Annotated in this window: 11 protein-coding genes and 1 pseudogene; 10 read left to right on the forward strand and 2 right to left on the reverse strand. The window is 51.0% G+C overall.

What is annotated here, in order from left to right:
* Positions 1–97: 97 nt before the first annotated feature.
* The 4 genes from FN808_RS08710 to FN808_RS08725 are packed head-to-tail and all read left to right on the forward strand — an operon-like array spanning position 98 to position 4,751.
* Positions 98–943, forward strand: a complete 846-nt coding sequence (locus tag FN808_RS08710; protein WP_142714257.1) for a restriction endonuclease — start codon at positions 98–100, stop codon at positions 941–943.
* Positions 936–2,312 carry an MBL fold metallo-hydrolase RNA specificity domain-containing protein gene (locus FN808_RS08715; protein ID WP_142714180.1) on the forward strand — a complete coding sequence of 459 codons (1,377 nt, stop codon included), beginning with the start codon at positions 936–938 and terminating at the stop codon, positions 2,310–2,312. The genes FN808_RS08710 and FN808_RS08715 overlap by 8 nt, the downstream gene beginning before the upstream one ends.
* 10 nt (positions 2,313–2,322) lie before the next feature.
* Positions 2,323–3,828: a thymidine phosphorylase family protein gene (locus tag FN808_RS08720; RefSeq protein WP_142714181.1), complete on the forward strand. Its 1,506-nt coding sequence runs from the start codon at positions 2,323–2,325 to the stop codon at positions 3,826–3,828.
* Positions 3,825–4,751: a ribose-phosphate diphosphokinase gene (locus tag FN808_RS08725; RefSeq protein WP_142714182.1), complete on the forward strand. Its 927-nt coding sequence runs from the start codon at positions 3,825–3,827 to the stop codon at positions 4,749–4,751. Before FN808_RS08720 ends, FN808_RS08725 begins: the two co-directional genes overlap by 4 nt.
* 320 nt (positions 4,752–5,071) lie before the next feature.
* On the opposite strand, the pseudogene FN808_RS08735 reads toward FN808_RS08725, so the two are convergent.
* Together FN808_RS08735 and FN808_RS08740 are read right to left on the reverse strand one after the other, a co-directional pair.
* Positions 5,072–6,220: pseudogene (locus FN808_RS08735) on the reverse strand (serine hydrolase domain-containing protein).
* 82 nt (positions 6,221–6,302) lie between these two features.
* Entirely contained in the window at positions 6,303–6,713 is a 411-nt protein-coding gene (locus tag FN808_RS08740; RefSeq protein ID WP_142714185.1) for a DUF6567 family protein, read from the reverse strand.
* 185 nt (positions 6,714–6,898) lie between these two features.
* On the opposite strand from FN808_RS08740, the gene FN808_RS08745 reads away from it, so the two are divergent.
* The 6 genes from FN808_RS08745 to FN808_RS08770 all read left to right on the forward strand — a co-directional run bounded on the left by FN808_RS08745 (position 6,899) and on the right by FN808_RS08770 (position 11,462).
* The gene (locus tag FN808_RS08745; protein ID WP_185958318.1) at positions 6,899–7,630 is read left to right on the forward strand and encodes a DUF6064 family protein; all 732 of its coding nucleotides are present in this window, start codon (positions 6,899–6,901) and stop codon (positions 7,628–7,630) included.
* Positions 7,631–7,768: 138 nt separating this feature from the next.
* Positions 7,769–7,936 (forward strand): hypothetical protein, encoded by a 168-nt coding sequence (locus FN808_RS18890; RefSeq protein WP_185958319.1) that lies wholly within the window; start codon positions 7,769–7,771, stop codon positions 7,934–7,936.
* Between the two features lie 6 nt (positions 7,937–7,942).
* Entirely contained in the window at positions 7,943–8,440 is a 498-nt protein-coding gene (locus tag FN808_RS08755; protein WP_185958320.1) for a hypothetical protein, read from the forward strand.
* Between the two features lie 90 nt (positions 8,441–8,530).
* Positions 8,531–9,601, forward strand: a complete 1,071-nt coding sequence (locus tag FN808_RS08760) for an alpha/beta fold hydrolase (protein ID WP_142714186.1) — start codon at positions 8,531–8,533, stop codon at positions 9,599–9,601.
* The gene (locus FN808_RS08765) at positions 9,598–10,713 is read left to right on the forward strand and encodes a BamA/TamA family outer membrane protein (protein ID WP_142714187.1); all 1,116 of its coding nucleotides are present in this window, start codon (positions 9,598–9,600) and stop codon (positions 10,711–10,713) included. The genes FN808_RS08760 and FN808_RS08765 overlap by 4 nt, the downstream gene beginning before the upstream one ends.
* Before the next feature lie 95 nt (positions 10,714–10,808).
* Positions 10,809–11,462: a M23 family metallopeptidase gene (locus FN808_RS08770; RefSeq protein WP_142714188.1), complete on the forward strand. Its 654-nt coding sequence runs from the start codon at positions 10,809–10,811 to the stop codon at positions 11,460–11,462.
* The last annotated feature ends 281 nt before the right edge of the window (positions 11,463–11,743 follow it).

Genomic DNA, 11,743 nt, shown 5'->3' on the forward strand with positions numbered 1-11,743 from the left:
TAACTATTGAGTGCAGTTTTACAAGTGCTGTAGACAGAAGTATTGTTTGCCGGCTTGGAATACAGCGAATTCTGAAGAGGAGGGAGAAGTGAGTGATATGAAAGTTATCAAGGCGTCAGGAGAGCAAGAAGAATACAATGAGGCAAAGTTGCGCCGCTCACTGGCTAGTGCAGGTGCCGATAAGGATACGATAGACCAGATAGCACGTTCTATGGGGGATCTGCTTTATGAGGGTATTTCTACGCAGAAAATATACCGGGAGGCTTTTCGCCGGCTTCGGCACTCCTCGGATCGTTTGGCCGGGCGCTACAGGCTCAAGGAGGCCATCCTGGAACTTGGTCCCACCGGTTTTCCATTTGAAAAATTTGTGAGCGAGATGCTCAAAAGGCTTGGATATACCAGTCGGACAGGGGTGATTGTAGAGGGTGAGTGCGTGTCTCATGAAATAGATGTGATTGCTGAAAAGGACGACAAGCGCTTTATGATAGAATGTAAATTTCATAATCACCAGGGCCATAAATCAGATGTCAAGGTCCCTCTCTATATACAATCCCGCTTCAAGGATCTGGAGAAAAAATGGAGCAGTCTACCCGGGCACAAAGATAAACTGCACCGCGGGTGGGTGGTTACGAATACGCGATTTACCCAGCATGCCCTGCAGTATGGCAAATGTGTGAGACTAAAGCTGTTGAGCTGGGATTATCCCCGGCACGAAGGGCTTAAAGATCTGATCAGCCGCGTGAATCTTCATCCCATAACCTGTCTTTCGTCTCTTGGCAAGAAGGAAAAACAGGAGTTGCTGAAGCGTGACGTTGTATTCTGCATGCAACTCAGTGAGGACGAGCAGGTGCTCAGTCATCTGAACATAGATGCCCTGAAAAAAGTACGAGTACGCGAAGAGGCACGGGACATATGCAATGCTAATCAACAGAACAATGGCTGATACCATCAACATACATTTCCTCGGCGGGGCCGGAACGGTAACGGGTTCAAAGTACCTTCTCGAGCTTGAGGGGAAAAGAATACTTATTGATTGCGGTTTATTCCAGGGGGTCAAAAAGCTGCGCACGTTGAACTGGGAAGACTTGCCTGTTCCCAGCTCGCAGCTTGACCTTGTGCTGCTTACCCACGGGCACCTGGACCACACCGGGTTTTTACCACGCCTGGTGCGCCGGGGGTACGGGGGACCTGTCTGGGGAACCTCGCCGACGCTTGACATTGCTGAGGTTATTCTTCGCGATAGTGCTAAAATCCAGGAGGAGGATGCGGACAGGGCTAATGAGGCCGGTTTTACAAGACATCAGCCGGCTTTACCTTTATACACTACCGATGATGTGGAACATACACTCCCCCTTTTTGAGATTCAGGAGGAGGGAAAGTGGATAGATATTGATCCTGATCTCCGCATTCGATTCGAGTACAGCGGGCATATATTAGGGGCCACTTTTATAGAAATGGATGTCCCGGGACAAAGGATCGTTTTTTCAGGAGATGTGGGACGTCCTGTGGATCCATTGTTGCGTGCACCTAAAAAGCCGAATAAAGCGGATGTGCTTCTGATCGAGAGTACCTATGGCGACCGTTTCCATCCGGATGAGGATATCATGGAGCGGATAAAACAGGTGGTCAATGATACAGTCCAAAGGCAGGGAACGGTAATTATTCCCAGCTTTGCCGTGGAACGAACGCAACTGCTGATGTATCTGCTATGGCAGCTCGATCGACGGGGCGAACTGCCTTCCTCGCTTCCTATAATTATGGACAGCCCGATGGGTGCTAATGTGCTGGAGCTCTTTCACAAGCACCACGACTGGCACACCCTGAGTTCTGAAGAGTGTGCCGAGATGTGTTATCGAATACGTGTAGTTCAATCCTACCGCGAAACCTGGGACATTATCGATGATCCGCGTCCCAAAGTAGTCATTGCCGGCAGTGGGATGGTCACCGGCGGGCGGGTCCTTACCTATTTGCAGCAGTATATAGCCCGTCCGGAAACAACGGTTATGCTGGCAGGCTACCAGGCTGAGGGGACACGCGGCCGACAGCTGCTGCAGGGGGCGGGAGAGTTGAAATTTTATGGAAAGTATCACCCGGTGCGGGCCCGTGTTGAGTATCTAGAGGGGTTATCCGGGCACGCCGACCAGCGGGAGTTGCTTGACTGGCTTGCTGAAATTACTGAAAAGCCGGAACGAGTGTTTATCGTTCACGGTGAAGCGCAGGCTTCAGATACGCTGCGCGTTAAATTGAAAGATGTTTTTGACTGGCAGTCGGAGATACCGGAACTTTATGATATAGCAACGTTACCCTTGTAGAGAGTATGTTATGGACAGTGGTTTAACGAATCTGAGGTTGAAATGGCTGGGTATCGATACCCAGAAGGAGTTTGTAGTCTATATGCGCTCCGATTGCCCGGTGTGCATCTCCGAGGGGTTTGAAGCGCTTACGCGAGTGATGGTGAGGGTCGGCAATACGACCATTATTGCTACGCTGAATGTTATCCATTCGGATCTCCTTGCCCGGGATGAGGCAAGCTTGTCAACGAGCGCATGGAACAAGCTCGAGGCCCGCGAGGGGGATGAAATCCATTTCAGCCACCTGCAGCCGGCTCAATCCATGAGCAGAGTCAGGGCCAAAATCTACGGTGAGACATTGGAGCGGGGGGACTACGATCAGATTATTGCCGATATCATCGACCACAAGTATTCAACACCTGAGCTGGCGGCTTTTGTAACCAGCTGTGCGGGAGAACGGCTTCAGCTTGACGAGATCATAGCATTGACAAGGGCGATGGTCAGTACGGGTTCACGTCTGCAGTGGAACAGGGAGATTATTGCTGATAAGCATTGTGTAGGCGGACTTCCGGGCAACCGTACGACGCCCATTATTGTGGCCATTGCGGCTGTTGCAGGTCTTGCGATTCCCAAGACGTCCTCCCGGGCCATTACATCTCCGGCAGGCACGGTTGATACCATGGAAACCATGGCCCCGGTGAATCTTTCTATGGATCATGTTAGGCAAGTAGTAGAACAGGTGGGGGGATGCGTGGTCTGGGGATCCGGAGTAAATTTAAGTCCCGCCGATGATATCCTGATCGGGGTGGAACGGGCACTGGATATTGACAGTGAGGGGCAGATGATTGCCTCGGTACTCTCTAAGAAGGTCGCTGCCGGTTCTACCCATGTGGTCATTGATATGCCCGTTGGTCCGACAGCCAAAGTAAGAACCCCCGAGGCAGCACAGCAGCTCAGCAGGTATTTTGAACTGGTCGCTGATGCCATCGATCTGAAGGTTAAGGTTATTCTGACCGAAGGTATACAGCCGGTGGGGCGTGGTATCGGGCCGGCCCTGGAGGCTGCGGATGTTCTTTCAGTACTCCGGAATGATCAAGACGCGCCGGATGATCTGAGGCAGCGGTCGCTGATGCTGGCGGGCAGTCTCTTGGAATTGACGGGACAGGCGGCTGAAGGGGATGGTCCGGCCAGAGCCGACGCCATTTTGCGCAGCGGCAAAGCGTGGGAAAAGTTCTATGCCATTTGTGAAGCGCAGGGGGGATTCAGGATCCCCGGAAAGGCTCCATATACCCGTGAGATAAAAGCAGGACACAGCGGGTTCATTTTGTCCATAGACAACCGCAGACTGGCCAAAGTAGCAAAGCTGGCCGGTGCCCCGCACGATCCCACGGCAGGACTGATGCTTCAGGCAGTGCCCGGGCACAGGGTGGAGAGCGGGCAGCCGCTGTTTACTGTCCATGCCGAAACCCGGGGCACGCTTGAGTATGCCCTAGAGTATATTGACACTCAACCCGATATTCTGGAGATAACCTCATGAAACCGCTCCTGTTTGCCCTGCCGGGAAATGAACGATTAGCCCGTTCAATAGCAGAAATGGGATCCCTTGAGCTGGGAAAGGCTGAGTTTCGATCTTTCCCGGATGGCGAAACCTACGTGCGGCTCTGTACCGAGGTTAAAAGAAGAAGGTGTATCCTGATCTGCACCCTCGACCGCCCGGATCGCAAAGTTATGCCGCTCTACTTTCTGGCACAGACCATTACGGATCTCGGGGGGCATAGTACCTGCCTGCTGGCTCCCTACCTGGCCTATATGCGCCAGGATAGGCAGTTTAAGGAGGGGGAGGGGGTGACGTCAAAATATTTTGCTGAACTCCTCTCCCGGTTTGCAGGATCGGTGATCACTATCGACCCGCACCTGCACCGCCGAACCACACTTGGCGGCATTTACCGGGTGCCGACCACCATCTTACATGCTGCGGGGCCTGTTTCAAGCTGGGTTCAAAGGCATGTAGAGAAGCCGGTGCTTATCGGCCCGGACCAGGAGAGTGCACAATGGGTATCCCAAGTGGCTGATGAGAGCAGAACGCCTTATATGATCCTGGAAAAAGCCCGTCGCGGAGACCGGGAGGTGAAAATAAGGCTGCCCGACATAGATCATTACCGGGATCATACCCCGGTGCTGCTGGATGATATTATTTCTACAGGAGAAACCATGCTGAAAACGGTTGAACTACTGGAAGAGGCGGACATGAAGCCCCCGGTCTGTATTGGCATACATGCCGTTTTCTCAGGCAGCGCCTATCAAAAGTTGATGCAGGCCTATACCAGCCGGGTGGTGACATGCAATACCATCCCGCACTGTTCCAACCAGATTAAGCTTGACAGGCTCTGTCTCAATGCCGTCGAAAAACAGTTTTCACAGCCGGGGGACCGCAGGCCGAAGTCTGGTAATGGCGACTGATCCATAGAAAGAGGGCAATGAGGATATTGGCTGATATACCGTATTTGGCAACCGGCCAATAAAGCACGATAAGCATCTGTGAAAGGACGGGTAGAGCGATACCTATTATCCACCACCAGGCAATCTTAAGAAGGTAGGTACGGCCTGCTGCTATCATCAACAAAAGAGCCGAGCAGCCAGAAGAGACCGGCGGGTTTCGATATGGGCAACCTCAGCTGTTCGATTTCTGTAAGCTGAAAGGCTTTCCCCCTGAGATGTATAAGACCGTGGAGCAGGGTAATCAGGGAATAAAAAGTTCAGTATAGTTGGTTGTTATGGGGTTATGGTGAATCTGTCTCAGACGCCATGTGCTGGAGCAGTGTGAAACTCAAAGAATCAATGCGCGCTGCATCCCGGTGACCGGATGAGATGTTGGACAATACGACGACTCCTTGTCGGTTGCCGGTATCCAGTACCATGGAAGAGCGGTAGCCGCCGGTCCCTCCATTATGCCAGAGCCACTGGCGGGTGGAACCCCGCTTGAGGATAAACCAGCCGAGAGCGATATCCATATGTGCATCTATGCTGAACGTCTTTAGCTACTGCAGCTGCATCGGGTGGGCTGCCGGGTTAAAATAAGTTTGCCCGAATGTTACCAGGTCTTCGGCGGTAGATAGAATAGCTCCTGCCCCCGGGAGTGCTCCCAGGTCCCAGTTTGCAGCCGGCTGCCCCCGTTTGGTTAGCCCGGTTACAAGCTGTCCTTTGACCAGGGAACGCTTTGTTGTGGTATGCCGCATCCCCAGCGGCTGAACCAGGTTCTGCTGGAGAAGGGACTCATAGGGCTGCTCTTCAACTTGGGTGAGCACATAGCCGAGCATGCCCACCCCGATATTGGAATACTGGAAAAATGTTCCCGGTTCATGTTCCGGTTCCATCTCCTTACGCATGTATTGGCGTAGTTTCTCTTCCCCATAATTTTTGTAGGGATTGTCCATGTGCCCGAGGGATTCCCAGACAAAGCCGGGTGGAATACGAGGCAGTCCGGAAGTATGATTGGCCAGTTCTTTGAAAGTAATACGGGCGGAGCCATTAAGGGGGAAGTCCAAAAAATCCTGGATTGACTGGTTTATATACAGCCTTTCGCGGTATGCCAGGTCCGCAAGAAGGGCTGATGTGAACACTTTCGACAGGGAGCCAATTTCAAAAGCAGCGGTGTCATTACGAATGGTCTTCAACGTGTCGTTCTTGCGTATGGCTCCGTAAAAAATGCTGTTCCTGTCGTTAATAAAAGCTATGGAAAGCTGGGTCAGGTTGGGATAGCAGCGGAGGGTACGGGCTATATTCTTTAGCTGGAGAGGAGTTATCCCCGGTCGATCCTGTAGAGTGTCAATCGCTGCTTCCGGGTTGCTCACACTGCCGCAGCCGGAAATGATGGCAACGCAAAGAATGACGAATAGTTTTCTCATGGGTATAGCCAGTACGCGTCTCATCTGTTCATTGATTCTGCCGTATCCAGGTAAAACAGGAATAATCACTCTTGCATTGCTCTTCAATAAACCTGTGAGGTAGCATTTATTCGAATTCGACGATATCTGCCCGGACGGTAATTTTTACTTTGGTATACAGAATCAGGTTCAGGATGTCGGTATCGTAGCGTACATTTGTGAGCGCCAGTTTGCGGTCGGTATTCGGGCCATGGTCGCTTTCGTAGTTTGCCCACAGGTTTTCCAGTGCCTCGGCGTACAGCATGCCGCTGCCTTCCACCCGGGCGATGGCCAGTGTAGTAGCTGCAAATCCATTGGAGTAGCTCAACCCAAGGAGGTAGGCGGCTTCCGATTCGCCTGACACGCCGGGAGCTGCAATGGTATAATTGCCCTCGTTCAGATTGACGATAGTTTGATTGGCTGAGAGAAACGCTCCGGAGCTGGTACAGCCGGCAAACAGGGCCGCGGAACACAGGAGTAGCAAGATTGGATTTTTCATCAGACGCTTATTTTAATAATTGGTTATGGTTATGCCGGTAAATAGTCATTTTTCAAAATGGCAGCTGTAGGGCATTACCTGTACCAATTGTAATCGTATGTTTGTATTCCCGGCTGTGAGCAGTAGGCGATTACCTTACAACGAATTAGCAGGTATCCCTTCCCCTTCCGGTCTGACAAAGGCGTATGATGGATGGTAACTTGTATTTCAATACATCAGCGATGGGGGATTTCCCTTTTACCACAGAACAATTTCTGCAAGTGTTCCGGGAGTACAATCAGGCCATTTGGCCGGCCCAGGGGGTCGGGTATATGCTCGGGGGTGTGATCCTGTGGTTACTGGTCAACAAGAGGCGGGGATCGGCAGATACCTATATCAACAGCATTCTTGGCCTGTTTTGGATCTGGATGGGGGTGGCCTATCACATGGTTTTTTTTGCCGCCATAAATCCTGCGGCCTATATATTCGGCACCTTTTTTATGGTCCAGGGGATTGCTTTTGTGATGCTCAGTCGAAGTGAAGTAAAACTCTACTATGGATTCCACAGAGACAGCTACGGGAGTACGGGGATGCTGTTTATCCTCTACGCGATGGTTATCTATCCGGTTCTCGGCTACTTGCTGGGGCATGGTTACCCCGAATCGCCGGTGTTTGGTGTAGCCCCGTGTCCTACTACCATATTCACGTTTGGGGTGCTCCTCCAGGCCCGGGGGGGCGTGCCGCTGTGGCTGCTGGTCATACCGGCCTTCTGGTCGCTGATCGGTTTTTCCGCCGCCTTGCACCTCACGATCTACGAGGATGTGGGACTTGTCATCGCCGGCGTGGGGGGCGTACTCATGCTGTGGTATCGCAACGGGCGACCGAACAACACTCCCGCCGCCGATCCCGGGCGAGCGGCCAAAAGTTCCAAATTATAAGACAGGCAGAATTGTGGATACTCCACAAACGAAGGCGCTAAATCCTTACACCGCTCTTGGGGTTTGTACCCTGGAGGGGTGCAGCAGGAACTGATATTTTTGAACCTGAAAGCCGATACATCCATAGAACAGGGAGATATGACTATAAATAAAGGATGGCACAAAAAGCATCCAATGCCTGAGAAGCCAACGCTGGAACAGCGAATTGAATGGCATATTCAGCATGCGCAAAACTGCACATGCCGCGATATACCGGAAACAATCAAGGCTGAGATAGCCCGGCGTAAAACCAGCGGTCATCAGTAATATACAATGAAAGGACTGGAGATATATCTTATCCCGTGCGCGGTATCCAATGTCATCGGTCTGCTGATACTTTGGGCTGCTTATAAAAAGCCAAAACTTGCAAGGGGGCTCTTTTCCCTGCTGTTTGGCTGGGCGTGTTGGTATAATTTCACTACGGCCTTTGAATCTCCTCAAATGTATCTGGAATATGCCACTATGTCCATTCCCTTGTACAGCGACTTTATCGAGGGCTGGTTCAAAGATCATATTACGATTATGGTAAGTGCTATAGCCATCGGCCAGGGGCTTATTGCCCTTGGCATACTGCTCCAGGGCTGGTGGGTCAGGCTGGCTTGCCTGGGAATCATCATCTTTTTGATAAGTATCGCCCCGCTTGGCGTCGGTGCCGGATTTCCGTTTTCAATTACAGTCTCTGTTGCTGCCTACCGGGTTATGAGGAAGGACGACAAAGCTTTTTTGATGAAATGGAAGCCGATGCATACATCACATGTGGATCCTTACTGAATGAGAGGAGGAGGTGATGTCAGCTTCTGGGATATTGAGCTGATACCCGGTAAATGATGGTACATCACGGATGTGCAACAGGTGTAGAGGATGGAAATAATATCGGAAGCTATGGGGAAAAAGATAGTCGGATTGGCGATGCCTACCGGGACTTTTTTGGTTCTTTTGCTGATTATATCTTCATGCAGGGGTACAACGCAGAACATTCCGGGAGACGGTGTGGCAGAGCTGCTTGCCATCGAAATTGGAGGGATGCAACAGTGGGTTTTAATCAGGGGTGCAAACAGGAACAATCCAGTTTTGCTTTGGCTTCATGGGGGACCCGGAGCCGCCCAGATGCCCATACACGATGCTTTTACCAGTGAGCTGGAAGAAGAGTATATTGTTGTTCACTGGGATCAGCGGGGAGCAGGAAAATCCAATCATCGTGGTTTTGCGGAAGAAACGATGGAGATGGCGCAATTTGTTTTGGATGTTCATGAAGTGACGCAGTATCTGAAAAAACGGTTTGACCGCGAAAAGATCTACCTCCTGGGTCATTCCTGGGGTACCACGCTGGGAATCCAGGCCGTCTACCGCTATCCGGGGGATTACAGGGCGTTCATCTCTGTAGCTCAAGTGGTGCACCCGCAGAGAGCCGATAAAATATCCTACCAGTGGCTGCGTAATCAGGTAGAGAAAGAGGGAGCAAAAGAAGACAGGCGAAAGCTTGCTGAACTGGGTCTTCCCCCTTTTGAGGAGCACGATCGCTATGTGAAATTTGCAAAAATGAAGGATGCCTTTGGCGGCGGGATGGATGCCCCATTTTTTAAGCTCCTCTGGAAATCGCTGGGAACCGCCATATACAGTTTTTCAGACTATATAGCATGGCTGAAAGGCGCCAGCCGAGGCAGCGGTCCGATGTGGAACGAAACCAGAGAGATGAACCTGTTTACTGAAATTGATACACTTCAGATCCCGGTATTCTTTTTCACCGGCGTGCACGATTATAATACGCCCTGTGTGCTGGTCAAGGAATATTATCAGTTTGTTCAAGCCCCTCGGGGCAAGGTCCTGATATCATTCAGGCATTCCGCTCATACTCCCTTTATTGCTGAAACAGTACGGTTTAACCGAGAGGTAATACGGGTTAAGCAACAAATAGAACGGCAGCAGCCATGAGAAAAATCAGGGCGATAATCCTTTTTTCCTTGTTAATGATGCTTGCAGTGTTGCAGCCTGGAAGCGCCCAGGATAGTACGGCTGTCTCAGAATCTGAATACAAAAACAAGATTCTTCTTCTTCCGGCCATAGGATCGAGCCCGGAAACTGGATTCATGTTCGGGGCCGTTGCGGTCGCACAGTTTAAGATGGGTTCGGCTGGACTTGAAACCCGATCGTCAAGTGTCCTGGTTTCGGCGATCTATACAGTCAAAAAACAGATTCTGTTGAGCATGCTTCCCGATATTGTATGGACGGGTGAAACGTGGATAGCAAGCGGCAATTATTTTGTCAACTATTTCCCTGAGAGTTACTGGGGCGTGGGACCATCAACCGATAAAGATGATGAGGTCACGGTGCTGTATACCCAGGTGAATCTGGAACAGCAGTTATTAAGGCAGGTTGCAGCCGGATTCTTTACGGGACCTTATCTGCGCTGGTCAAAACTGTATAATCTGACATTTGAGGATACGAAAGGAAATCGAATAGCTGTTCCCGATGTCCGGGGCGCAGAAGGAGTGGTGACTGCGGGGGGCGGATGGATCGCGAGATGGGACCGCCGCAACAGCAATATGACGCCTACCAGAAATCACTTTGTGCAAATAACGCTGCTGGGCCAGCCGGCCTGGTCGGGGAACTCTCATTACTATATGCTCTACGAGTTGGATGCACGTAAATACGTGCCCCTGAAGAAGGAGGCCAGATCCGTATTGGCGCTACAGGCTTTAATTCAGCTTCATTCCGGTTCCCCTCCATTCAGTGATATGGCATTGTTGGGTGGTGATCGTATCAACCGGGGCTACTACCGCGGCCGGTACCGTGACCAAAATGCAGCGCAGGCACAGGCAGAGTTAAGGCAAAATTTAAGGGGCAGACTTGGTATTGCCGTTTTTGCTGCTACAGGAGAAGTCTGGAGGCGGTTTGAAAATATCAGCTTTGCTACGTACAAATGGACGATGGGTGCAGGCCTGCGTTTGAACCTGAACAGGGAGGACCCGACAAACCTTCGGATTGATGTTGGCTTTAATAAAGAGTCGATTGGATTTTATCTGCAATTCGGAGAAGCTTTTTAATGTTGGGCCCGAGGCTGATCCCGGTGTAACAATAAGCTGCTGTTTTCGTGTGCCTTAGGTAAACCAGTTTCAATTTTTAAAAGGAGACGAAACATATGCACACATTGAACATCTTTTGTAGCCGGTGGTTCACAGGCATTGTCATGGTTACCGCTCTGATAGTGGCCAATCAGGCAAAGGCCCAGACGGAAATAGAGACGGCCCCTGATACACTGACCCAGACGGTCCTCATTCATCCTGTTATCGCCGATGATCATATTGTGAGCTCGGAACACACCTATAATTCAGACCTGCGGCTCGGCGACCAGATCGCAAGAGACTTTTCCATAGCTAAAATAAATAAACACGGCATTCTGCGTCGTTTCAAAGGGCAGGGCCTTACCAATGAAGACTGGTACGGATGGCGCAAAAAGGTGTTGGCTCCTATCAGCGGGAGGATCACGAGAGTCAACCATCCCGATACGACCAACAGGCCGGGAGTGATGAACCGGGAGGCGCAGCCGGGACTGGTGTTCTTTCAACGTGCGGACAGCACCGTGGTTATTTATGCCCATGTGCGCGAGATTGAGGTCGAAGAAGGAGAACAGGTCAAGGCCGGCGAGGTTATCGGCCGGGTGGGGAATAATGGCAATTCAAGAGCTCCGCATATCCATGTGGGTGCATGGAAGGAGGAAACGCCCCTTCAGATCCAGGTGGATCTCTATGCCGAGCACCGCGACGGGCAGCCGTCCGAAAAGAGAGCAGAGTAGTTTAATGCGAATTATCTATATATCACCTCCAGGGTTTCTTATCCAGCCATGGAAGAGTAAGGGGATTATAGTTCCAGGGATAAGAGGCTTATTGTAATACGGATGGGCTGATGGGCTGGGAGAACAGTGTACACCTTTCCGGAAGGTCCTCGCTGTTGTTCAGACTACCGGGGCATAGGAAATATCTATGAAAACAGCCTTTTTTTGTGGAAAAAATCATGATAACTTCTCGGCGGGATTTAATGGTAGTATCCCAGTTAACATATCAATAAGATAGCTTT

Source organism: Fodinibius sediminis, from assembly GCF_900182555.1.
GTDB classification, from domain to species: domain Bacteria; phylum Bacteroidota; class Rhodothermia; order Balneolales; family Balneolaceae; genus Fodinibius; species Fodinibius sediminis.

What these genes read in the sequence shown, in the direction of transcription:
- FN808_RS08710 (WP_142714257.1), top strand. Translation starts at nt 98, where the DNA reads ATGAAAGTTATCAAGGCGTCAGGAGAGCAAGAAGAATACAATGAGGCA.
- FN808_RS08715 (WP_142714180.1), top strand. Translation starts at nt 936, where the DNA reads ATGGCTGATACCATCAACATACATTTCCTCGGCGGGGCCGGAACGGTA.
- FN808_RS08720 (WP_142714181.1), top strand. Translation starts at nt 2,323, where the DNA reads ATGGACAGTGGTTTAACGAATCTGAGGTTGAAATGGCTGGGTATCGAT.
- FN808_RS08725 (WP_142714182.1), top strand. Translation starts at nt 3,825, where the DNA reads ATGAAACCGCTCCTGTTTGCCCTGCCGGGAAATGAACGATTAGCCCGT.
- FN808_RS08740 (WP_142714185.1), bottom strand. Translation starts at nt 6,713, where the DNA reads ATGAAAAATCCAATCTTGCTACTCCTGTGTTCCGCGGCCCTGTTTGCC.
- FN808_RS08745 (WP_185958318.1), top strand. Translation starts at nt 6,899, where the DNA reads ATGATGGATGGTAACTTGTATTTCAATACATCAGCGATGGGGGATTTC.
- FN808_RS18890 (WP_185958319.1), top strand. Translation starts at nt 7,769, where the DNA reads ATGACTATAAATAAAGGATGGCACAAAAAGCATCCAATGCCTGAGAAG.
- FN808_RS08755 (WP_185958320.1), top strand. Translation starts at nt 7,943, where the DNA reads ATGAAAGGACTGGAGATATATCTTATCCCGTGCGCGGTATCCAATGTC.
- FN808_RS08760 (WP_142714186.1), top strand. Translation starts at nt 8,531, where the DNA reads ATGGAAATAATATCGGAAGCTATGGGGAAAAAGATAGTCGGATTGGCG.
- FN808_RS08765 (WP_142714187.1), top strand. Translation starts at nt 9,598, where the DNA reads ATGAGAAAAATCAGGGCGATAATCCTTTTTTCCTTGTTAATGATGCTT.
- FN808_RS08770 (WP_142714188.1), top strand. Translation starts at nt 10,809, where the DNA reads ATGCACACATTGAACATCTTTTGTAGCCGGTGGTTCACAGGCATTGTC.